The organism is Sulfurimonas limnophila (assembly GCF_059705345.1).
Genome location: NZ_AP046127.1, coordinates 268062 through 292117, shown reverse-complemented (window position 1 = coordinate 292117; position 24056 = coordinate 268062). Strand labels below are relative to the sequence as shown.

Annotated in this window: 22 protein-coding genes and 5 tRNA genes; 6 read left to right on the top strand and 21 right to left on the bottom strand. The window is 35.4% G+C overall.

Annotated features, from left to right (window positions below; all coding sequences use genetic code 11):
- Positions 1-13: 13 nt before the first annotated feature.
- The gene (prfB, locus tag AC6H33_RS01635) at positions 14-1111 is read left to right on the top strand and encodes a peptide chain release factor 2 (RefSeq protein ID WP_497605234.1); all 1098 of its coding nucleotides are present in this window, start codon (positions 14-16) and stop codon (positions 1109-1111) included.
- Here the strand turns inward: prfB and AC6H33_RS01630 are convergent.
- A complete protein-coding gene (locus tag AC6H33_RS01630) occupies positions 1089-1433 on the bottom strand; it encodes a hypothetical protein (RefSeq protein WP_497605233.1) in 345 nt (114 codons plus the stop codon). The two genes, prfB and AC6H33_RS01630, sit on opposite strands and share 23 nt — an antisense overlap.
- 42 nt (positions 1434-1475) lie before the next feature.
- Between AC6H33_RS01630 and AC6H33_RS01625 the strand changes: the two genes are divergently transcribed.
- Positions 1476-2189, top strand: coding sequence for an arginyltransferase (locus AC6H33_RS01625; RefSeq protein ID WP_497605232.1), 714 nt, complete (start codon positions 1476-1478; stop codon positions 2187-2189).
- Positions 2190-2538: 349 nt separating this feature from the next.
- Here AC6H33_RS01625 and fusA read toward each other — a convergent pair whose 3' ends face one another.
- The 18 genes from fusA to AC6H33_RS01535 all read right to left on the bottom strand — a co-directional run bounded on the left by fusA (position 2539) and on the right by AC6H33_RS01535 (position 20026).
- Positions 2539-4629 carry an elongation factor G gene (gene fusA / locus AC6H33_RS01620; protein ID WP_497605231.1) on the bottom strand — a complete coding sequence of 697 codons (2091 nt, stop codon included), beginning with the start codon at positions 4627-4629 and terminating at the stop codon, positions 2539-2541.
- Positions 4630-4641: 12 nt separating this feature from the next.
- Positions 4642-5109, bottom strand: coding sequence for a 30S ribosomal protein S7 (gene rpsG, locus AC6H33_RS01615; RefSeq protein WP_497605230.1), 468 nt, complete (start codon positions 5107-5109; stop codon positions 4642-4644).
- 100 nt (positions 5110-5209) lie between these two features.
- Entirely contained in the window at positions 5210-5590 is a 381-nt protein-coding gene (gene rpsL / locus AC6H33_RS01610) for a 30S ribosomal protein S12 (RefSeq protein WP_497605229.1), read from the bottom strand.
- Positions 5591-5790: 200 nt separating this feature from the next.
- Entirely contained in the window at positions 5791-10302 is a 4512-nt protein-coding gene (gene rpoC, locus AC6H33_RS01605) for a DNA-directed RNA polymerase subunit beta' (protein ID WP_497605228.1), read from the bottom strand.
- A complete protein-coding gene (gene rpoB, locus AC6H33_RS01600) occupies positions 10295-14440 on the bottom strand; it encodes a DNA-directed RNA polymerase subunit beta (RefSeq protein WP_497605227.1) in 4146 nt (1381 codons plus the stop codon). The genes rpoC and rpoB overlap by 8 nt, the downstream gene beginning before the upstream one ends.
- A gap of 229 nt (positions 14441-14669) precedes the next feature.
- Positions 14670-15038, bottom strand: coding sequence for a 50S ribosomal protein L7/L12 (gene rplL / locus AC6H33_RS01595; RefSeq protein ID WP_497605226.1), 369 nt, complete (start codon positions 15036-15038; stop codon positions 14670-14672).
- A 56-nt stretch (positions 15039-15094) separates the two neighbouring features.
- Positions 15095-15574, bottom strand: a complete 480-nt coding sequence (rplJ, locus tag AC6H33_RS01590; protein ID WP_497605225.1) for a 50S ribosomal protein L10 — start codon at positions 15572-15574, stop codon at positions 15095-15097.
- A gap of 151 nt (positions 15575-15725) precedes the next feature.
- Complete coding sequence (rplA, locus tag AC6H33_RS01585) at positions 15726-16418, bottom strand: 50S ribosomal protein L1 (RefSeq protein WP_497605224.1); 693 nt, start codon at positions 16416-16418, stop codon at positions 15726-15728.
- 70 nt (positions 16419-16488) lie between these two features.
- Positions 16489-16914 (bottom strand): 50S ribosomal protein L11, encoded by a 426-nt coding sequence (rplK, locus tag AC6H33_RS01580; protein ID WP_497605223.1) that lies wholly within the window; start codon positions 16912-16914, stop codon positions 16489-16491.
- 165 nt (positions 16915-17079) lie between these two features.
- Entirely contained in the window at positions 17080-17619 is a 540-nt protein-coding gene (gene nusG, locus AC6H33_RS01575) for a transcription termination/antitermination protein NusG (protein ID WP_497605222.1), read from the bottom strand.
- Positions 17620-17628: 9 nt separating this feature from the next.
- Positions 17629-17808: a preprotein translocase subunit SecE gene (gene secE / locus AC6H33_RS01570; RefSeq protein WP_497605221.1), complete on the bottom strand. Its 180-nt coding sequence runs from the start codon at positions 17806-17808 to the stop codon at positions 17629-17631.
- A 64-nt stretch (positions 17809-17872) separates the two neighbouring features.
- Positions 17873-17949, bottom strand: a tRNA-Trp gene (locus AC6H33_RS01565).
- 54 nt (positions 17950-18003) lie between these two features.
- Complete coding sequence (gene rpmG / locus AC6H33_RS01560; protein WP_137011688.1) at positions 18004-18156, bottom strand: 50S ribosomal protein L33; 153 nt, start codon at positions 18154-18156, stop codon at positions 18004-18006.
- A 43-nt stretch (positions 18157-18199) separates the two neighbouring features.
- Positions 18200-19399 (bottom strand): elongation factor Tu, encoded by a 1200-nt coding sequence (gene tuf, locus AC6H33_RS01555; protein ID WP_497605220.1) that lies wholly within the window; start codon positions 19397-19399, stop codon positions 18200-18202.
- A 91-nt stretch (positions 19400-19490) separates the two neighbouring features.
- Positions 19491-19565 (bottom strand) — tRNA-Thr (locus tag AC6H33_RS01550).
- 154 nt (positions 19566-19719) lie between these two features.
- Positions 19720-19796, bottom strand: a tRNA-Gly gene (locus AC6H33_RS01545).
- A 13-nt stretch (positions 19797-19809) separates the two neighbouring features.
- Positions 19810-19894 (bottom strand) — tRNA-Tyr (locus tag AC6H33_RS01540).
- A gap of 55 nt (positions 19895-19949) precedes the next feature.
- Positions 19950-20026, bottom strand: a tRNA-Thr gene (locus AC6H33_RS01535).
- A 137-nt stretch (positions 20027-20163) separates the two neighbouring features.
- Here AC6H33_RS01535 and AC6H33_RS01530 point away from each other — a divergent pair.
- Together AC6H33_RS01530 and rlmB are read left to right on the top strand one after the other, a co-directional pair.
- Entirely contained in the window at positions 20164-20889 is a 726-nt protein-coding gene (locus AC6H33_RS01530) for a YaaA family protein (RefSeq protein ID WP_497605219.1), read from the top strand.
- 51 nt (positions 20890-20940) lie between these two features.
- A complete protein-coding gene (gene rlmB, locus AC6H33_RS01525) occupies positions 20941-21690 on the top strand; it encodes a 23S rRNA (guanosine(2251)-2'-O)-methyltransferase RlmB (protein WP_497605218.1) in 750 nt (249 codons plus the stop codon).
- Positions 21691-21693: 3 nt separating this feature from the next.
- On the opposite strand, the gene AC6H33_RS01520 is transcribed toward rlmB, so the two are convergent.
- Positions 21694-22014: a thioredoxin family protein gene (locus AC6H33_RS01520; RefSeq protein WP_497605217.1), complete on the bottom strand. Its 321-nt coding sequence runs from the start codon at positions 22012-22014 to the stop codon at positions 21694-21696.
- 54 nt (positions 22015-22068) lie between these two features.
- Here AC6H33_RS01520 and AC6H33_RS01515 point away from each other — a divergent pair, with 54 nt between their 5' ends.
- Entirely contained in the window at positions 22069-22977 is a 909-nt protein-coding gene (locus tag AC6H33_RS01515) for an AEC family transporter (RefSeq protein WP_497605216.1), read from the top strand.
- Positions 22974-23648: an endonuclease III domain-containing protein gene (locus tag AC6H33_RS01510; RefSeq protein WP_497605215.1), complete on the top strand. Its 675-nt coding sequence runs from the start codon at positions 22974-22976 to the stop codon at positions 23646-23648. The genes AC6H33_RS01515 and AC6H33_RS01510 overlap by 4 nt, the downstream gene beginning before the upstream one ends.
- Before the next feature lie 52 nt (positions 23649-23700).
- Here AC6H33_RS01510 and AC6H33_RS01505 read toward each other — a convergent pair whose 3' ends face one another.
- Positions 23701-23952, bottom strand: coding sequence for a ComEA family DNA-binding protein (locus AC6H33_RS01505; protein ID WP_497605214.1), 252 nt, complete (start codon positions 23950-23952; stop codon positions 23701-23703).
- Positions 23953-24056: the final 104 nt, after the last annotated feature.

The window sequence follows — 24056 nt, the reverse complement described above, 5'->3', positions numbered from 1 at the left end:
TTGGACAAATTTTATGGATAACTACGAATATACAGAACTTTTAAAAAATCTCTCAAAAAAAATGAGCAATATCACAGGTGTTGTAGAGCCTGAAAAACTAAATAAAATACTCAGTGAAATTAACGAGCTTGAAAACTCTCAAGATTTTTGGAATGATGCAGCAAATGCGGCTTTGATTCAAAAAGAGAAAACTCAATGTGAGCGAAAACTAAAAAAATACAACCTCGCAAAAAATGCTATTGATGATGCTAGAGAGCTTTATGAGATGGCAAAAGATGAAAATGACGATGATTTAATCGCAGAGTGTTTTAGCGGTGCAGAGCTTATCGAAGAGCTTATCCGTACAATGGAGATTGAAGTACTTCTAAGTGAAGAGACTGATGGAAATAATGCTATCCTCTCAATTCACCCTGGAGCTGGCGGAACAGAGAGCCAAGACTGGGCTTCTATGCTTCTTAGAATGTACAAAAGATTTGCCGAGAGACGTGAATGGAGCGTTGAACTTCTTGACTATCAAGCTGGTGATGAAGCAGGTATAAAAGATGTTTCTTTGCTTATCTCAGGAGAAAATGCTTATGGCTATCTAAAAGCAGAAAATGGTATCCACCGTCTGGTGCGTATCTCTCCATTTGACTCTAACGCGAAAAGACATACATCTTTTAGTTCTGTAATGGTCTCGCCTGAAGTTGATGATGACATAAATATAGTAATTGAAGATAAAGATATCCGAGTAGATACATATCGTTCAAGCGGTGCTGGTGGGCAACATGTTAACAAAACAGAGTCTGCCATTCGTATAACACATATAGCAACTAATGTAGTTGTACAGTGTCAAAACGACAGAAGTCAGCATAAAAATAGAGCTACTGCTATGAAAATGCTAAAATCAAGACTCTATGAGTTGGAACTTGAAAATCAAAAAGCAGAAATTGCAGGTATTGCAAAAAGCGAAATCGGTTGGGGGCACCAAATACGCTCTTATGTAATGCAACCATATCAACAGATTAAAGATACAAGAAGCAATATAGCTTACTCAAATGTGAGTGCTATACTAGATGGAGATATTGATAAGATGATTGAGGATGTGCTTATAGCTCAGAATCGCTCTTAGGCTTAGCAATAAAACTATACCCCAAGAAAAGTGCTCCAAATACCATACTCGCTATAAGTAAATGCTCTATTTGTTGTTGTTGAGAATTTTGAAGCTCTTCCATAAACTTTGTTCCATCAGGTTTTTGACTCTGTTTTGAACTAGCTCCTGAGCCACCTTTTACACTCGCCTCCATTCTAGCAACATTGGCTAAAGCTATCTCATTTTCACTAATACCCTCTTTTGGCGCAATCCAAAAGAAGAGTACAAAACCAATTAGAAGCATAAAAATACCTACAACTCTAAAAATAACTACTTTATATTTAATAAAAATCTCTCTCATTTTTTTGCCTTTTTATAAACTAAATTATGTCAAACTTCTTGTATGAATATACTTAAAGAATTTAAAACAAATGATAATTGTTCTTATTTAGACGGCAAAAATCAGACAACTCACTACAAAGTAATTGATGATTGTTCTATCTCTTTTTGCCAAGAACTAATAGAAAGAGGATATAGAAGATTTGGAAAAATGTACTTTAGACCAGTATGCAGCGGATGTGATGAGTGTAAAAGTATAAAAATTGATGTCAATAATTTTAACTTCTCTTCTTCTCAAAAAAAGGTTTTAAAAAAAGCATCAACCATTAAAAGCTATATACAAAAGCCAACTATGAGCAGAGCCCATCTTGAACTTTTTGATAAATACCATCTTTTTATGAAAGATAAAAAAGGATGGGAATATACGCCATCTTCTGCTCAAAGTTACTATAGCTCATTTGTAGATGGGCACCACGATTTTGGATATGAAGTATTGTATTATTATGAAGGTACGTTAATTGGAGTTGATCTTATTGATGTTCTTCATGATGGCATTTCATCTATATACTTCTACTACGACCCCGAGTACTCTAAATACTCACTTGGAAGAGTATCTCTTTACAATCAGATACTCTTTGCAAGAAATAGTAACAAGAGGTGGATATATCTTGGATATTATGTAAAAGAGTGTCCTTCACTTGCATATAAAGCACACTACACACCATATTTAACTCTTCAGGATAGGCCAGAGCTCAATGAAGATGCATATTGGTTATAGATAAATTATTTCATAAAACAATAATATTTTTATTTTTTTTATTATAATTTCACTATGATAAAAAAAATAACAACTGAACTCATCTATTTCTTGGCTATATTGTTGGTGCTCTCTGTTTTACAGCACTCAGATTTACTTAGCTCACCACTTGTTAGAATAAATCTTATGACAGAAAAAGGGAACTTTATACATCCTCTGCTCTGGACATCTGGCATTTATATTTTGATTGGTTTTGTGAGATTAATTATAAAATTTATAATTTTTTTAAAAAATAAAAATAAAAAGTAGGAGAGTTTTTTTGCGTTCTAAAGAGAAATAATACTTCATAAAGAAGTATTATTTAGTTATATTAACCATTTCTCTTTTTAATGATCTCTTCAGATACATTTCTTGGAACTTCTTCATAGTGATCGAATTCCATAGAGTATGTAGCACGCCCTTGAGTTGCAGAACGAAGGTCAGTTGAATAACCAAACATCTCAGCCAAAGGAACAAATGCGTCAACAATTTTGTTTCCGCTTCTATCACTCATATTTGTAACTTGTCCACGACGACGGTTAAGGTCACCGATAACATCACCCATATAATCTTCAGGAACTTCAACTTCTACTTTCATAAGAGGCTCTAAGATAGCAGGTTTTGCTTTTCTACAACCCTCTTTGAATCCCATTGAAGCAGCAAGTTTAAATGCCATCTCATTAGAGTCAACTTCATGGTATGAACCATCATAAAGAGTGATATCAATATCTTCCATAGGATAACCAGCAAGAACACCGTTACTCATAGTTTCAGCACAACCTTTTTCAACCGCAGGGATATACTCTTTTGGAATTACCCCACCTTTGATTTCATTGTGGAATACAAAACCTGTTCCTGCATCACCTGGCTTAATAGTAAGATACACATGTCCAAATGCTCCACGACCACCAGATTGCTTAGCATATTTGTACTCTTGGTTAACTGTTTCTCTAATAGTCTCACGGTAAGAAACTTGTGGCGCACCAACTTCAGCTTCTACTTTAAACTCACGTTTCATACGGTCAACAAGAATTTCAAGGTGTAGTTCACCCATTCCAGAAATAATTGTTTGTCCTGTTTCTTCGTCAGTATGAACTCTAAAAGATGGATCCTCAGCAGCAAGTTTACCTAATGCAAGACCCATTTTTTCTTGGTCAGCTTTAGTTTTTGGCTCAACTGCAACAGAGATAACAGGCTCAGGGAATGTCATTCTCTCTAAAATTACTTTATCATCTTCTGAACATAAAGTATCTCCAGTAGTTGTGTATTTTAATCCAACAACTGCTGCAATCTCTCCAGCATAAACTTCTTTTACCTCTTCACGCTTGATAGCATGCATCTTTACTATACGCCCAATTCTCTCTTTTTTATCTTTAGTAGAGTTATGAACGAACGATCCAGCTTCTAGTGATCCACGATAAACACGAATAAATGTCAATGTTCCAACAAATGGGTCTGTCATGATTTTAAATGCTAATGATGCAAATTTTCCATCATCAGTTGATGGAACAATAACTTCTTGCTCCTCATCATCCATCATTGTTCCTCTGATTGCAGCACATTCAGTTGGAGCAGGAAGGTAAGCAACAACTGCGTCAAGAAGAGTTTGAACACCTTTGTTTTTAAATGCTGTACCAGCTGTCATTGGAACGATATGCATACCAATTGTAGCAGCTTTAATACCTGCAATAATCTCATCTTCAGTTAACTCTTCACCCTCTAAATATTTCTCGGCAAGGTGTTCGTTACCATCTACTTCAGAGATAGATTCAATCATTTTTTCACGATACTGTGCAGCTTTTTCTAGCATATCAGCAGGAATTTCTTCTACATGGTAATTTGAACCCATAGCAGCATCTATATCCCAAACAATAGCTTTCATCTTTACAAGATCGACTATACCAGCGAAACGCTCTTCTTCACCAATTGGTAATTGGATAGGAACTGGATTACCTTTAAGACGTGTACGAATTTGCTCTTCAACTGCATAGAAATTTGCGCCTGTTCTGTCCATTTTGTTAACAAATACGATTGATGGTACGCCATAACGATTTCTTTGTCTCCAAACTGTCTCAGACTGTGGCTGAACACCACCAACTGCACAAAATACAGAAACTGCACCATCAAGAACACGCATTGAACGTTCAACTTCGATAGTGAAGTCAACGTGGCCTGGAGTATCTATAATGTTAATTTGCTTTCCAGCCCATTCACATGTAGTTGCAGCAGAAGTAATAGTAATACCACGCTCTTGCTCTTGCTCCATCCAGTCCATAGTAGCAGCGCCATCATGAACTTCACCGATTTTATGTTCACGACCAGTATAGAAAAGGATTCTCTCTGTTGTTGTTGTTTTACCTGCATCGATATGAGCGGCAATACCGATATTTCTTACGTCTTCTAGTTTATGTGATCTTGCCATAATATTTTCCTATTACCAGCGATAGTGAGCAAATGCTTTATTTGCTTCAGCCATACGGTAAGTATCCTCTTTTTTCTTAAATGCGTTACCCTTATCAGATGACGCGTCCATTAATTCATTTGCTAATCTCTCAGCCATTGTTCTCTCGTTTCTTTTACGAGAAGCATCAACTAACCATCTAATTGCTAGAGATAGTTGACGCACTGGGCGCACTTCTACTGGAACTTGATAAGTTGCACCACCAACACGGCGACTCTTAACTTCTATAATAGGCTTAATGTTTTCGATTGCTTCATTAAAAGTATCTATACCAGTTTTTTCTCCACGAGAACTAATGATATCCATTGCGCTATATATGATTTTCTCAGCTGTTGATTTTTTACCATCATACATAATTTTATTTATAAATTTCGTTAAAACTTTGCTTCCATAAACTGGATCTGGCATAATTTCACGAACGGGAGCTTTTCTTCTTCTCATTTGTAATTTTCCTTACTTCAATTTTTTTTTAAATTTACTCAAAATATACCACTCAAGGCATATCCTGTGCTATTTTCTTTTTTAGCTTAAAAGCTTGGGACTATTTTTTAACTTTAGGTTTCTTAGTTCCATATTTAGAACGAGAAACAGTACGGTTAGCAACACCAGCAGTATCTAATGCACCACGAACGATATGATACTTAACACCTGGTAAGTCTTTAATACGACCACCACGAACTAGAACTATTGAGTGCTCTTGAAGGTTGTGACCCTCTCCCATGATATATGAAATAACTTCAAAACCAGAAGTTAAACGAACTTTTGCAACTTTTCTCAAAGCCGAGTTAGGTTTTTTTGGTGTAGTTGTGTAAACACGTGTACAAACTCCACGACGTTGTGGACATGATACTAGAGCAGGTGATTTTGATTTTTTAACCACTCTTTGGCGCTCTTTTCTAATCAATTGATTAATTGTAGGCATACAATTCCTTTACTTAATTTTTCCAGTAGAATTTAACTCGCTAAATTTTAGGGAGTTATAGACGCGTAATATTATATAAATTGTGATTAAAGTTAGCTTATTTTAAGAATAAATTAATATATAGTTTTTTATTTGTGGAATTATAGAAGAAGTGCATACGGGCTTAGAGACCTTCATGAGGTCTCTAAGTAAATTTTTATTTAATTGTAATTAAACATAACTTCTTGATCTTTATAAATACCAGTTCCAACTGGAATAGTACGACCAATAATTACGTTTTCTTTTAGATCATTTAAATCATCAACTTTAGCACTTACAGCAGCTTCTGTCAATACTTTTGTAGTATCTTGGAATGATGCAGCAGAGATAATACTATCAGCTGACACAGCAGCTCTTGTGATACCAACTAAGAATGGCTCGGCAATAGCTGGACGGCCACCTAATTTGATAATTTTTTCATTCTCTAGCGCAAACTTAACTTTAGAGATTAAATCACCTTCAATAAACTTAGTATCACCAGATTTTAGAATTTTTACTTGTCTTAGCATCTGAGTAAAGATAACCTCAATATGCTTATCCGAAATGTTAACACCTTGAGAACGGTATACTTGTTGTACTTCACTTACTAGGTAGTTATAAAGTGTTTTAACACCCATAATACGTAGTAACTCATGTGAAGAGATAATACCAGATGTTAATCTCTCTCCAGCGTGAACAAAATCACCACTATTTACAACTGGACTATGTGATTTATCAACAAAATACTCTTTTATAATCCCATTGTCTGAAGCAACCATTATTCTGATTTTGCCTCTTAGAGATTTTCCAAATGATACTACACCATCTATCTCAGAAATTAGTGCTGTTGCTTTTGGACGACGACCCTCAAAAAGTTCACTTACTCTAGGAAGACCTCCAGTAATATCGCTTGATTTTTGAAGCGCTTTTGGCATCTTCGCAATAACATCAGCAACTTTAACTTTTGCTCCATCTTCTACATATATAGAAGTTTTTGATTGAACTTGGTATCTTAATAGCTCTCCGTCTTCACTAGCAAGTACGATTGTTGGTTTATATTCAGCAGGAACATGATCACTAATCATTAAACGTGTTTTACCAGTTAACTCATCGTACTGCTCAGTTGCCGTTGTTCCAATAATAATATCTTCAAATTTTACTGTACCACTAGTCTCAGAAATAATAGGATTAGAATATGGATCCCACTCTGCTATCACGGTTGATTCATCACTTTTTGGTTTAGCAATAACTGTTTTTGGATCAACTGTAGCATCATCTTCTGTTACAATAATAGAACCACGAGCTATATAGTGACGTACTGCTTCACGATTATTTGAGTCTACAACAGTTGCAAAAAGACCTTTTTCAACTACTTCATAGCCAGATTTAAGTCCTTCAAATCTCTCTAAATAGTCACCTCTAAGAAGGAAGTATTTAACAACACCATCCTCTTTAGCAAGAATTTTCTGAGTAACAGGTGCACCATTTGCAACTAAAACTTCAGAAGCATATGGGATACGACTTGGAACGTTCCAGCCATCTTTTATTGTCTCAACAATAGATTCATTCTCTTTAACTTCTGAACCACTCTCATATGGGAAGTAGTATTTTCCTTCGATTTGTCCGCCAACACCTGCTAATTCGTTTGGTTTAGCAATCTCATTTTTACGTAACACATAGCGAACAGTATCTTTAGCTGATGATACGCTAATAATTACTTCATCATGTACTGTTTGAATTTCAACACGTCCACTAAATGGAGCTTTGATCTTAGGTTCAACTAAAAGAACAGCTGCATTTCTTCGATTTGCTACTATATTTTTACCCTCTTTTGAAAGATAAGTTTTTAAGTTATAGTAACGAATAAAGCCCTCTTTCTCAGCTATAACTTGTCTCTCTTGAGCAGTTGAACTTGCAGTTCCACCAACGTGGAATGTTCTAAGAGTAAGCTGAGTTCCAGGTTCACCAATAGACTGAGCAGCGATAATACCAACCGCTTCTCCTGTGCGAACTATCTGACCAGTTGCTAGGTTAACACCATAGCATAGTGCACAGATACCATTTTCACTCTTACAAGTTGTCGGTGTTCTGATATATGCAGTCTTAATTCCAGCTTCTGCTATAACTTTAGCACTAACTTCATCAAGAAGTGTTCCCTCTGCAAAAAGTATCTCATTGCTTATAGGATCAATTATATCATCAGCTAAAACTCTACCATTTAATCTATCTTCTAGAGATTCGATTAGAGTATTTTGATCACTAATATCACTAATTTCTATACCTTCATGTGTATGACAATCGTGTTCAGCTATTTTGACATTTTGAGCAACGTCAACAAGTTTACGAGTAAGATAACCCGCATTTGCAGTTTTAAGTGCAGTATCGGCAAGACCTTTTCTAGCACCGTGTGTTGAAATAAAGTATTCAACAACATTTAGTCCCTCTTTAAAGTTAGAGATAATTGGTGTTTCAATAATCTCACCACTTGGTTTAGCCATAAGTCCACGCATACCAGCAAGCTGACGAATTTGTGCAGCTGAACCACGCGCACCAGAGTCTGCCATCATATGGATAGAGTTAAAGCCTGATTTATCTGTTTGAACTAGCTCCATCATCTGAGTTGCTAGAGTATTGTTTGTATCAGTCCAAACATCAATAATTTTATTATATCTCTCTTGTTCTGTTAACAATCCAGCTTCAAACTGTTTTTGAATCTCAAAAACTCTACTTTTTGATTCTGTAATCTTTGCTTCTTTTGTAGCAGGTATTTTTATATCATCGATAGATATAGAAACACCAGCTTCTGTAGCATGTTTAAATCCTAAATTCTTAAGTCTATCTAAGAATCCAGCTGTAATGCCTATTCCACCATGTTTTTGAACGTAGTCAACTACTTCATTTATAGCTTTTTTCTTCATAACTCTATTCCAGAGTTCTGATGGAACAAAATCAGGAAGAATTGCTTTTAACAGCATTCTTCCAGCTGTTGTATGAATAATTCTACCCTCATCACGAGTTCTTACTTTTGCATGAATATCAAGTGAATCGTGTTCTATCGCTATTCTTACTTCATCAACGTTTGCAAAAAGTTTATTAGACCCTTTTACTCCATTTTTCTCTAAAGTAATATAATAAATTCCAAGAACCATATCTTGTGAAGGTGTAGCAATAGCCTTTCCTGATGCAGGAAGAAGAATGTTCATAGAAGCCAACATCAACACTTTTGCTTCTGCTATTGCAGCAGAACTTAGAGGTATATGAACAGCCATCTGGTCACCGTCAAAGTCGGCATTAAATGCAGCACAAACTAAAGGGTGAAGTTGTATAGCTTTTCCATCTATCAACTTAGGGTGAAATGCTTGAATTGAAAGCTTATGAAGTGTTGGTGCGCGGTTTAGTAATACTGGATAGCCATCAACTATCTCTGCTAAACATTCCCAAACTTCATTAGTTTTATCTTCAATCATCTTTTTCGCAGCTTTAACAGTTGTCGCATATCCCTTGTCTTCAAGTTTAGCAATCAAATGTGGCTTAAATAGCTCTAGTGCCATTTTTTTAGGCAATCCACACTCATCCATAGATAGAGATGGTCCAACAACGATTACAGTACGACCAGAGAAGTCAACACGTTTTCCAAGTAGATTTTGTCTAAAACGTCCCTGTTTACCTTTAATGATTTCACTTAAAGATTTTAGTGGGCGCTTGTTTGCACCTTTAACTGCATTTGCACGACGACCATTATCAAATAGTGCGTCAACTGATTCTTGAAGCATACGCTTCTCATTTCTAACAATAATCTCTGGAGCTTCAAGCTCAACAAGACGCTTAAGACGTTGGTTACGGTTAATAACACGACGGTATAAGTCATTTACATCTGAAACAGCAAATTTACCGCCATCAAGACTTACAAGTGGTCTCAAATCAGGTGGAAGAACAGGTAAAACTGTAAGCATCATCCATGCAGGGTTATTTCCTGAATTTAAAAATGACTCGATTACTTTTAGTCTCTTAGCTATAGTTTTTGTTTTTGCTTCACTTTTTGTAAGTTCAATATCTTCTTTTAATTGAGTAAATAAATCAACCAAGTCGATAGAATCAAGAAGATCGCGAACAACTTCTCCACCCATACGAGCTTTAAAACCAAGTTCACCAAATCTAGATACAAGAGTACGGTACTGCTCTTCATTCAATACGTCATATTTTAGTACTGGCGTTTTTGCTTCTGCATCATAATATGCTTCACCACCGCTCTCAACTATATACGCTTCATAATACAGTACGCGCTCAAGATCTTTCATCTTTATGCCCAAAAGAGTACCTATACGAGAAGGTAATGAACTCACATACCAAATATGTGCTACTGGAGTTACAAGTTCTATATGCCCCATGCGGATACGGCGAACTTTTGTGCTTGTTACTTCAACACCACACTTCTCACACACAACACCTTTATAACGCATTTTTTTGTATTTACCACAAAGACACTCATAGTCTCTAACTGGTCCAAATATTTTTGCACAAAAAAGTCCATCACGCTCAGGTTTGAGTGTGCGATAGTTAATAGTTTCAGGTTTTTTTACTTCTCCGTGACTCCAAGACATCACTTTTTCAGGAGAAGCCAAACGAAACTGTATCTGTTTTATATCAGTTGGTCTTCTATCTTCTGTTACTTCAATAGGTACTAATTTACTCATTATCTTCTACCTCGTCAAATATTTCTACGTCAAGAGCAAGTGATTGCAACTCTTTTGTTAATACGAATAGTGTTTCAGGAATACCAGATTCTGGAACCAATTCACCTTTTGTAATCGCTTTATATGCACGAACACGACCATCAACATCATCTGATTTGATAGTTAACATCTCTTTTAAAACTGCTGAAGCCCCATAAGCTTCTAGTGCCCAAACTTCCATCTCTCCAAATCTTTGACCACCAAATAGCGCTTTACCGCCAACAGGTTGTTGAGTTACTAAAGAGTATGGTCCAGTTGAACGAGCATGGATTTTCTCATCAACTAAGTGATGTAGTTTAAGTATATACATGTAACCAACGTTTACACGCTCTTTAATTTTTTCACCTGTCAAACCATTATAGAGTGTAGTTTTTCCATCTGAATCCATTTTCGCAAGAGCAAAAAGCTTTTCAAACTCTACTGCATTTACACCCTCAAATATCGGTGATGCAAATTTAACTCCTCTTGACCAGTCACGAGCATGATGCAACAATAGCTCATCACTCATATCTCCAAGAGTTTTAGCTGCGTTCATCATTTGTGCAACATCAGCTATTTCAATCATTTTAGCGCGTAAATTTTTTATAAAATCTTTTTGCTTTGATTCAAACTCTTTTGTAATTTGGTGTCCTAGTTCACGACCAGCCATACCAAGGTGCATCTCTAAGATTTGCCCGATATTCATACGAGATGGAACACCAAGTGGGTTTAGACAAACATCCACACTTCTTCCATCTTCCATGTAAGGCATATCAACTTCAGGAACTATTGTAGATACGATACCTTTATTTCCATGACGTCCTGCCATTTTATCACCAACTTTTAGTTGACGTTTTGTAGCAATATATATTTTTACATGTTTTACAACACCGTTTGGTAAAATATCATCTTTTTCTAAGATATTTAACTTCTCTTCGTGCTCATCACGGAAAAGTCTCTTCTCTTTTTGGAAATAATTTTTAGTTTTGTTGTACTCTGATTGAATCTCTTCGCTAAATGATTTTATAATAGCATTCATAGCAAAACGATTCACTTCTATTAAATCAGCACCGTTAATTATATCGCCAGTTTTATAGCTTGTATTTCCAATTTTTATATCATTTATAAGAGGCTCTTTTGTAAGAAGTTTTGTAACTCTTAACATCTCCTCTTTGTCAATCATAAGAAGTCTATCATAGTGCTCACGCTCTAAATAATCACGCTCCTCTTTTTCAAGCTCCAGTGTACGAGCATCTTTGTCATAACCTTTTTTTGTAAAGATTTTAACATCAACTACAACACCTTCCATGCTAGGAGGACAGTAGAGAGATTTGTTTATAACATGTCCAGCTTTTTCACCAAATATTGCGCGAAGGAGTCTCTCTTCAGGAGTTGGTTTAACTTCACCTTTTGGAGAAACCTTACCAACTAGTATCATACCGCCAGTAACGTTTGTACCGATTTTAATAATACCACTCTCATCCAAGTGAGCTAACTCATCATCTCTTACGTTTGGAATATCACGAGTAATCTCTTCTACACCATGCTTTAACTCTCTTGCTTCAACTTCTTTTTCATAAATATGAACAGATGTAAAAGCATCTTTACGGATAAGTCTCTCAGAGATTACGATAGCATCCTCAAAGTTATATCCATTCCAAGGCATAAACGCTACCATGGCATTGACACCGAGTGCTAATTCTCCTTGATCCATATTTGGACCATCAGCGATTATTTGACCAATTTCAACTCTTTGTCCAACGTTAACAATTGGTTTTTGTCCAAATGCAGTATTTTGGTTAGTACGAAGATTTTTTTGTAATGGATAGTAATCTATATAGATTTCTCCATCATCATCTCCCATAACGTAAATATGTTTTCCGTCAACTTTTTCTACAATACCTGAACGTCTTGCTTTTACACACTCCCAAGAGTCGCGAGCAACAAGTTTTTCTACACCAGTTCCAACCATCGGTGCTTCGTGTTTAATAAGAGGCACTGCTTGACGTTGCATGTTCGAACCCATTAGTGCGCGGTTTGCATCATCATGTTCTAAGAATGGAATCAGTGAAGCAGCAACACCTACAACCATATGAGAAGATAGGTCTGCATAGCTACATTCGCCAACAGGGCGGTGTAATATTTCACCATCAACTCTAGTTACAACCATTTTATCTATAAACTGACCATCTTTATCTAGCTTATTAGATGCAGCTGCAATCTTTTTGCCCTCTTCTTGAGTTGCAGTTAGATAAACAATCTCATCAGTTATCTTTCCATCTCTCATAACTTTGTATGGAGCCTCAATAAATCCATGCTCATTTACTTTTGAGTAAGTAGCGAGAGTATTTATAAGACCAATATTTTGCCCCTCAGGAGTCTCAATCGGACAAATTCTACCATAATGAGTAGGGTGAACGTCACGCACTTCAAAGCCAGCACGCTCTTTTACAAGACCGCCTTCTCCAAGAGCTGATAGACGACGTTTATGTGTTACTTCAGATAGTGGATTTGTTTGATCCATAAACTGTGAAAGTTGTCCACCTGAGAAGAACTCCATAATTGTTGAAGTAATCATTTTAGAGTTTATTAGGTCATGAGGCATAAGCTCATTCATAGGTCCACTCATAGTTGAGAGTTTATCACGAATAGCTTTTTGCATCTTAATAAGACCATTATGAAGCTCATTACCTAAAAGTTCTCCGATTGAACGGATACGACGGTTTCCAAGGTGATCTCTATCATCAATATGTCCTTGGCCATTTTTAACTTTAATAACATATTTTACAGATTCAATAATATCTTCATGAGTTAAAACTGTTATATATTCAGGAATATTTAACCCTAATTTATGATTCATTTTCATACGACCAACTTTTGTTAAATCATATCTCTCTGGATCAAAGAAAAGCTGATTTACAAAAATCTTTGCAGCTTCTTTCGTTACTGGTTCGCCTGGTCTCATTACTTTATAGATACGAATAGCTGAGAGATCATTCTCATCTTCAATACCTTCAGTCTGTTTTAGCAGTTTTAGTGAATCGGCATCAGCATTAAATGCATTGATGATTGAACTATCCACACCATCGGCCAAATCATTTGCTATACTAAAGTTTTTAATACCAATTTCGCTTAATTTTTTAAGTTTTGTTTCATCAATTCGTGTCATTGCATCAAAAAGAATCTCGCCAGTTTCAGGATCAACTATAGGATTTGCCAAATAACGATCTAAAAGAACTTCAAGAGGATACTCAACCTCTTTTAGGCCCTCTTCAATAAAACTTTGTGCTTTTTTAGCAGATAGTCTTTTCCCTGAAGCTAAAAGTATTTTTCCATTTTTATCAACTAAATCATATGTTAATCTAGTAGAGTAATCGTTTGGATTAAATGGCATCAAGAATTTGTTATCTACTAAACTTATTTTTTGTATCGGATAGAAAAGTTTTAAGATATCTTGTTTAGAGTACCCAAGAGCACGGAACATGATTGTAACTGGTACTTTACGACGCTTATTTATTCTCATATAAAGAATATCTTTTGGATCATACTCAAAATAGAGCCATGAACCACGATCTGGAATAATCTGTCCAGTATATATTAGTTTATTGCCTGAAGTAGTTGATTCTTCTTCTTTAAAGATAACACCTGGTGAACGGTGAAGCTGATTTACAACAACTCTCTCAACACCATTGATGATAAATGAAGTTCTCTCTGTCATAAGTGGAATATCACGAACAAATATACTCTGCTCTTTGATATCTTTTACACCTAATTTCTCTTTTGTATTTTCATCTCTATCCCAAAGAACAAGACGTGTTTTCATTCTTAAGCTAACTGCGTATGTAAGACCACGCTCCATACACTCTCTAACCGTATATTTAGGCTTTCCAACTTCACTATCAATATACTCAACAGTTAATCTGTTTTGAGTATCATGAATAGGGAAAACTGATTGAAAAACTGTTTCAACACCACTTTGTGATCTATCTTTTTCCTCAAGCATTAAAAACTTGTTATATGAGCTTTGTTGTAGTTGTAATAAATTTGGTACTTCAATTTGCTGAGGGGTTTTAGAGAAGTCTACACGAAGACGATTTCCGGAATATAAAGTATTTAACATTGGCTACCTCGATGAGTTGTTATTAAGACTTAATCATTAAAGATTAAGGTTATCGTATCTAGGCGTCCCTAGATGATTTTTAGCTCAATAGTTAGAGCTTCTTTTTTAGTGCTTATAAACGACATAAGGGCACTTTTACGAGGAGATACTTATCTCTTCGTAAAAGCGCCCAAAAACTCGCAATTAACAGGGAAAATAGTTTTCCCTGCATTGCGAACAAGTAGTAAAATTATTTAACTTCTACTTTTGCACCAGCTTCTTCAAGCTCTTTCTTAGCATTCATAGCAGTCTCTTTATCTACGCCTTCTTTGATTGTAGAAGGTACGTTTTCAGTTGCATCTTTAGCTTCTTTTAGTCCAAGACCAGTTAATGCACGAACAACTTTAATAACGTTGATTTTTTTATCGCCAGCATCAGTGATGATAACGTTAAACTCTGTTTGCTCTTCAGCAGCAACAGCTGCAACAGCACCACCAGCAACAGCAACAGGCTGTGCAGAAACACCGAATTTTTCTTCAAATTCTTTTACTAATACAGAAAGTTCTAATACAGAAAGTCCTGAGATAAATTCTAATACATCTTCTTTAGTTATAGCCATAATATAGCTCCTTAATTTTTATTTTGATGATTTAATCATCTATTTTTTGAAAGTTATTAAACTTCCTCTTTTTTTTGTCTTAATGCGTCAAGTCCGATAGTAAAACATGCAACTGGCGCCATCCAAGTAGCAGCAAGCATAGCAAGAAGCTCCTCACGACCAGGAAGTTTAGCAAACGCTTCAACCTTAGCAGCATCAGCTGGTTCACGGTCAACGTAAGCAGACTTAATTACAAATTTATCGTTATCTTTAGCAAAATCAGCACAAACTTTAGAAGTTGCAACAGAATCTGCGCCCCATACTAAAATGTTAGTATCTTTTAATTCAACACCAGTAAGTTCAGCTTTACTAAGCGCAATAGTTGCTAAAGTATTTTTAACAACTTGAACTTTTGTATCTTTAGCACGAGCCATTTTTCTTAATGATTCAAGCTTAGAAACACTCAACCCTTTGTAATCACAAAAGATTACACTTTGAGCATCTTTAAATTGGTTTGAAAGTACTTCAATAATTTCAGCTTTTTGTGTTTTTGTCATAGAATATCTCCTTTCCAGACAACACTTCAACAGGAATGTTGATAATTATCAACAAATTAAGTTTTCACACCTATATCTTCAGTCCATAAAATGCAGTTACCAAAGTAGTAACTTGAGAGTGCTTTACGAATAAAGCACTAAAAATTACTAATTATTTCAGATCCGCCAATTGCATAACATCAAGCTTGATAGCAGGACTCATTGTTAAGCTAAGCGCACAGTTTTTAATATAGCGACCCTTTGCAGTTGAAGGCTTATGTCTATTTATTGCCTTAACAAATGTGATAAGGTTTTCAGATATTTTTAAAGCATCAAAACTTGCCTTACCGATACCTGCATGTATATTTCCTTTTTTATCAACACGGAAATTTACTTGTCCACCCTTTACGTTTTTAACTGCTGTTGCAACATCTGGAGTTACAGTACCAGTTTTAGGGTTAGGCATCATACCTTTTGGCCCTAGAATACGACCAATTTGACCAACAAGACCCATACAATCAGGTGCAGCAACAACTACATCAAAATTAAATATACCATCTTTTATTTGTTGAACTAAATCGTCTGTACCAACAATATCAGCACCAGCTGCTTTTGCTTCATCAGCTTTAACACCTTTAGCAAAAACTGCAACACGAACAGTTTTACCTGTACCATGAGGAAGGACGATAGCACCACGAATCATTTGATCCGCATGTCTTGGATCAACATTTAGGTTAAATGCGATTTCAACTGTTTCGTCAAATTTTGCACTTACTAAATTTTTTACTAAAGCTGTTGCTTCATCAACACCATACGCTTTTGTAATATCTATTTTTTCTGTTAATTGTTTATATCTTTTGCTCATTGTCAAATTCTCCTATGAAATTCTGCCACAAAATTTTATATCACTGTGGTCGATGATAGTATGTTTAATATTAGTCTATTATTTCAATACCAATTGAACGAGCTGAACCAGCAATTGTTTTAGCTGCAGCTTCTTTATCATCAGTATTTAAATCTTCGATTTTTCTATTTACAATTTCCATTAACTGAGCACGAGTAAGTTTTGCCACTTTGTTTTTAAGTGGATTACTTGAGCCTCCCTTAAGACCTGCAGCATGCATAAGCAGAGCTGAAGCTGGTGGTTGTTTTACAACAAATGTAAAGCTTTTATCAGTATAAACAGTGATAACTACAGGAACTTTAAATCCCATTTTATCTTTTGTTTTTTCGTTAAATGCTTTTGTAAACTCCATAATATTAACACCACGTTGACCAAGTGCTGGTCCAACTGGAGGAGCCGGAGTTGCTTTGCCAGCTTCAATTTGAAGCTTAATGTAGCCCATTATTTTTTTTGCCATCTTTTTTTCCTTTTTATTATTTTACTTACGCAATCTGAACGAAGTCCAGTTTGCTACGCTAACGCTAAGTTTTCTTTAGCAGAATGCTCGCGCGACTAGTCGCTTTAAACTACGCTAATATTAAACTTTTATAAAAAATCTAATATTAGCGTAGTTCATTTTTTTCTAAATTATTTTCTCAACTTGAGTATAAGATATATCAACTGGCGTTGCTCTTCCAAAAATTGAAACATTTAACTTTAGAGTTCCATGCTCTAAATCATACTCATCTACAGTTGCTGTAAAGTTTGCAAATGGACCATCTGTTATACGAACAGTTTCTCCACTATCAAAAAATACCTTCGGCTTTGGTGCAGCACGATTTTGAACACGATCAAGTATTACATTGATATCGTGTTCACTAAGCGGTGTAGGAATATTTGCTTCACCAATAAATCCAGAAACTTTTGGAATAGATTGAATTATATGTTGTATCTCGGTATTTAAATCTATTCTTGCAAAAACATAACCTGAATATAATGAACGCTCTGAGATTTTTTTCTTGCCATCTTTCACTTCTATAACATCTTCAGTTGGAACTATTACGTCTGTTATAAAATCTTGTAATCTCATCTCTTCAATGAGGTTTAAAATTGCTAAACGAACTGTTCTTTCATTTCCATATGTTTGTATAGAGTACCATTGATGATTACTTTTTTTCTCCATTGCCACTCCCTAACCTAAAATTGCTGACATTATTGACGACATAAGCAAATCAACTAATGCTAAAAAAGCAGCTATTACTGTTACAACAATTATAACAGATATATAAGCCTGTTTAACTTGACCTTTAGTAGGAAAAATTACTTTACTTAACTCTAGTCTAGCATTTTTAATATGTGTACCCAAATTCATTTAACTTTCCTAAATAGTCATTAATTACAAATAAAGCTCTAAAGCATTACAAATAATTAATGTATGGCAGGCGTAGAGAGATTCGAACTCCCAACACCCGGATTTGGAATCCGGTGCTCTAACCGTTGGAGCTACACGCCTATTTTAAACAAAAAAAGCCAAGTCAAAAAGACTTAAGCTTAAGTTGCAACTATATTAGAGTTTCATCTCTTTGTGAACAGTATGCTCACGACAAAACTTACAATATTTCTTTACTGAAAATTTTTCAGTATGAGTTTTTTTGTTTTTAGTTGTGTGATAGTTACGACGAGTACACTTCTCACATCCTAAATGTATTGCTTCTCTCATGTTATTAACCTTTTAAAGGATTTTGCATACTCGCCTAAGCGAATTATGCAAGAATCTCAGCTACAACACCAGCACCAACAGTACGTCCACCCTCACGGATAGCGAACTTAGTACCTTTTTCCATAGCGATTGGGTGAATTAGTTCAACAGTAATACTTACGTTGTCACCTGGCATAACCATCTCAGTACCTTCTGGTAGAGAAATTGCACCTGTAACGTCTGTAGTACGAACATAAAACTGTGGACGGTAGTTAGTAAAGAATGGAGTATGACGACCACCCTCTTCTTTGCTTAGTACATAGATCTCAGCTGTAAACTTAGTATGAGGAGTAATAGCGCCTGGCTTACAAAGTACTTGACCACGCTCAACATCGTCTTTACCGATACCACGAACTAGAACACCACAGTTGTCACCAGCTAAACCTTGATCCATTTCTTTGCGGAACATCTCTATACCAGTTACAGTAGTTTTTTGTGTATCACGGATACCAACGATTTCGATTGCATCACCGATTTTAACTGTTCCACGCTCGATACGACCAGTTACAACAGTTCCACGTCCAGAGATCGAGAAAACATCTTCAACTGGCATTAAGAAGTCTTTATCAACTTCACGAGTTGGCTCAGGAATATACTCATCTACAGCAGCCATAAGCTTTTGTATTTTTGCAGACCATGCTCCAAGTGTACCAGTTTTTGCTTCGTCTAATGCTTCTTTTGCTGAACCAGCTATGATTGGAGTATCATCACCTGGGAAATCATACATATCAAGAAGTTCACGAATTTCCATTTCAACTAGCTCTAATAGCTCTTCATCGTCAACCATATCTTCTTTGTTCATAAAAACAACGATATATGGAACACCAACTTGCTTAGAAAGAAGAATGTGCTCACGAGTTTGAGGCATTGGGCCATCAGCTGCAGAAACAACTAAGATAGCACCATCCATTTGTGCAGCACCTGTAATCATGTTTTTAACATAATCCGCGTGACCTGGACAATCAACGTGTGCATAGTGACGATTGTTAGTTTCGTACTCTACGTGTGATGTAGCAATTGTAATACCACGCTCACGCTCTTCAGGAGCATTATCGATAGCATCATAATCCATCATTTTTGCACCGTTAGTTACTGCTAGTACTGCAGTAATTGCAGCTGTCAATGTTGTTTTACCATGATCTACGTGACCAATTGTACCTATGTTTACATGCGGTTTATTACGCGCAAACTTTTCTTTTGCCATAGTGTCCTCCGACTTAATTTGTGAATAGAAATGGAATTGTACCCAAAAATTATTCAATTATTGCTTAAATTTTGCCTATACTTTTATCTAGTGGAGCTCACGAGCGGATTTGAACCGCCGACCTCTTCCTTACCAAGGAAGTGCTCTACCCCTGAGCCACGAGAGCAAAGTTAAAAAGTAAAATAAACAGTAAGCAATAATTGCATAATTTTTAAAATATTAGATTGTTTTTTGTGTAGATAGCCATATGAGTTTATTATTATAATAACTATATGTTTATGAAGTAATTTGAAATTGTACTTCAGCTTCCAGAATCTCAATGGAGCGGGTGAAGGGACTCGAACCCTCGACCCTCAGCTTGGAAGGCTGACGCTCTAGCCAACTGAGCTACGCCCGCATGTGCCATTGAGTGGTGGTGAGAAGAGGAGTCGAACCTCTGAACCCGGAGGGAGCGGATTTACAGTCCGCCGTCGTTGGCCACTTGACTATCTCACCATACATAAATATGTTTTATCTGGTCTAACACTGTTTCTAATATTCTCGAATTCAATGGTGCCGACACGAGGATTCGAACCCCGGGCCTGCTGATTACAAATCAGCTGCTCTAGCCAACTGAGCTATGTCGGCATCGAATTTGAGCCAGAATTATAGTGCAATATATTTTCAATGTCAATAGTTTTTTACTTAAAATTTAAAAGATTTATCTCTTTATGTAAAAAAGGCTATTATCTGTTTTTATTTTATATATTTTAAGGGTTTTATTGATGTTAAAAATACTATTTTCCCCATCTGAGAATAAAAAAATTGGTGGTGTAGAAGAGCAAAGAGAGCTTTTTGGTTCAAATAGTGCCAGAGAAAATATACTTAGTGAGTACAATAGAATTGTAATTAGTAATGATGAAGAGAAAATCAAAGAGCTTTTTGGATTTAAAAAATTTATAGATTGCCTACCATATTTAAAAGATATTTTAAAGCCACCGCTTATGTCTGCAATAGAGCGTTACGATGGTGTTGCTTATCAATATCTAAGCTTTTCTACACTAAATAATAGTGCAAAAGAGTATATATTTGCAAATACTATTATATTCTCAAACCTCTATGGGCCACTTCTTGGAGGTGATACTATTGCAAACTACAAAGTAAAGCAAGGCAATAATATAAGTAATTTTGCACCTGATAAGTTCTATAAAGATAGATTTTCATATCAGCTAGATCTTTACCTCTCAAGCTCAGATATTTTGGATTTAAGAGCTGGATATTATGATAAATTTTATGAGATAAAAAGACCTTATACTACTTTAAAATTTTTAAAAGACGGAAAAGTTGTAAGTCACTGGGCAAAAGCTTATAGGGGTTTGGTTTTACGAACAGTGGCTCAAAATAAAATAGAGTCAATTGAAGATTTTATGAAGATGGAAATTGATACTCTTGAGGTCAAAGAGATTCTAAAGAAAAAAAACAATACAGAAATAGTTTATGAAATCAGATAACAAAGTCATAAATAGTGTAAAATTCCACTCAATTAAATAAAAGGCTCCATTTTGCAAGATTCACAAGAGTATAAAGAGAAAAAAGCATATTTTGAGAAAATTATTACTCTTTATGGCAGAAACGTTGTTATAGAAGTTTTACAAGACAGCACAATTGAGATACATAAGCTACATCTTTCGAGCTCTAACAAGAGTGATGGAGCAATAGAGACGATTCTCTCTTTGGCAAAAAAAAGAGATATACATGTAACTTATCATGATAAAAATGCACTTAGTCGAATAAGTAAAAATGCAAAACAAGATCAAGGTGTTGCAATTGATATAATCGCTAATTCTTATAAAAATGCGAATGAGATAAAAAATCTTAAAAAATTTAAACTTTTAGCACTTGATGGTATCCAAAATCCTCAAAACCTAGGAATGATTATACGTTCTTGTGCTGCTGGATATGTTGATGGCGTGATTCTTCCTAAAAAAAATAGTGCTAAAATCTCTCCACTTGTAATAAAGGCTAGTGCAGGAACACTATTTAAGCTTCCAATCTACTACTGTAATACTTTAGATGAAGTGTTAAAAGAGTTAAAAGATACAAAGATATATCTTCTCTCTTCTCATGCCAAAAAGAGCATCTATGATTTAAAGCAAGATAATAAGTCTATATTTGTTCTTGGAAATGAGAGTGATGGAGTCTCACGTGAGATTGAAGCACTTTGTAACGACTCGATAAACATTCCAATGAATAGAGATGTAGAATCTTTAAATGTAGCAGTTACCGCCTCTTTAATCGCTTTTATGCGCTAAGGGTTATGAAGTCATAACTTCGTAAGGTCTTTTTATCTCTCTTATAACCTCATCAACACTCATGTGGCGAGATTTTCTTAAAAACTCTCTGCCTCCCAAAAAAACCAAAACGGTAGGGATGGCAAAAACGCTAAAATGAGCGGCAACCTCCTGCTCAAACGACGTATCTATGCTTACAACTTTAAACTCTTTGAAGTTGCTCTCAATCGCATCTAAGAGCTTTGGTTTTAGCGCATGGCAAACGTTACATGTAGGAGCCGAAAAGTAGAGCATAACGGCTTGATTTTCTTCTATGATTTTTTTTATCTCTTCTATTGTCTGCATCTCTTAGCGCCTTTTTTTGGTGCGAAATTATACACTATTTGCTATAATCGCTCCATGAGTTCAATAATATTTTCAATTTTGGCTATCTATATATTTATCGTCATCGGCTTTGTGGCGAAGATGAGCTTTAAAGAGAAGATTGATGATAAAACCATAACGCTAATAAATGTATATTTCCTGCAGGTTTTTCTCACATTTTGGGGGCTTCTAATTCGCCCTATCGACTCTACTCTATTTTTTACACCCTCTATCTATCTTTTTATCGTTCTTGCCGTTCTTATTGTCTCAGCTCTTGTTGCAAGAAAACTTTTTCGCGACCAAAAAGAGCACTCCATCGCGGCGGTCGCGGCAATAATAGGAAACACAGGAAATCTCGGCATTCCTTTAAATATCGCAATATTTGGCGAAGAGTCCATACCCTATACAACCGTTATAAACCTTATGAACGTCTTTGTGGTCTATACAATCGGCGTTTACTACTATTCAAGAGGTAGTTTTGACGTTAAGACCTCGCTGAAAAACATAGTAAAACTCCCTATTCTCTGGGCAGCTGGTGCAGCCATATTTTTAAGTCTGAACGACTACAAACCAAGCGAAGAGATAATGAAAATGCTTATGATGGGGGCTTATGCTTCTATAGTTATGCAGCTCTTTTTATTTGGAATATATCTATATGGAACAAAAATAAGTGAAATAAGCAAAAAACTAACTATCTGGGTTATGGGTATAAAGTTTATTCTTCTACCTGTTCTTACATTTTTAGTTCTTTATTTTATCGAACTTGATTCTATGATAAAAGGAATAATATTTATAGAACTATTAGTGCCTCTTGCCATCGCAAATGTGAATTTTGCCTCACTTTATGATTGTAAGCCAAAAGTTGTAACAGCACTTGTCTTTATCTCGTCTCTTATATTTTTAGGGGCAATCTTTGTTGGGATAAGAGTGCTAGGTTATCTGTGAACAAAATTTATGATATCTATAAAACTCTCTATGAAATATATGGCCCTCAAGGCTGGTGGCCAATTTTAGGGCATGGTTATCACAAGCTAGACTACACTTTCCCACGAAATCAAAATGAGATATTTGAAGTCTGCTTAGGCTCAATATTGACTCAAAATACAACTTTTATCTCAGTTATAAAATCTCTAAATAATTTATATATTAAAGGCGCCCTACATGTGGATGACATAGAAGGTATGAACGTAGACGAGCTAAAAGATGCTATTAGACCATCTGGATATTTTAATCAAAAAACAAGATACATTTTAGAGTTTATAAAATTCTATAAAGCTCTTAATGGCAGAGTACCAACGAGGGACGCTCTTTTAGGTGTTATTGGGATTGGTGAAGAGAGTGCAGATTCCATACTTTTATACGGATATAACAAGAGAGAATTTAAAGTAGATGCCTACACAAAACGATTGCTAATTGAACTCAGTTTTATAGACGCTAACGCTAAATACAAAGATATAAAAAATCTTATGGAAACATCTTTAAAAGAGTGCATAAAAGATGAGAATGAACTTCTTAAAACTTATCAGGAGTTTCATGCTCTTATAGTAGCGCACGGAAAGAAATTTTACTCAAAAAAGCCTTATGGGATTGGGTGCATTCTAAAAGAGTTGGTTTGATATTTTCTATTTTTTAAAAATCTACATGTAAGCATACATGTAGATTAAAGAGCTACTTTTTACAGCTACTAGCTTCTAGATTTGATTTGTTTTTTTCTAAAAATTTATCACCAAATCCTTTAACATTTTTTATCTCTTCAACCGCTTTAAAACATTTATGCTCTTTTCTATACTCTAAAATAGCATTTGCTTTTGCCTCTCCAACACCTTTTATCTCCATAAGCTGAGCTTTATCAGCCTTGTTAATATCAACCGCACCAAAACACAATGTAGCTCCAATTAGTAAAACAGAAAACAACTTCATTTATAACTCCTTTTAACGTAAGATATTTTATTATATATCATTAAAATAAAACAAATATTAATTTTTTATAAAATATAGCAAGATTTTTTGTATTATCTGTTTTA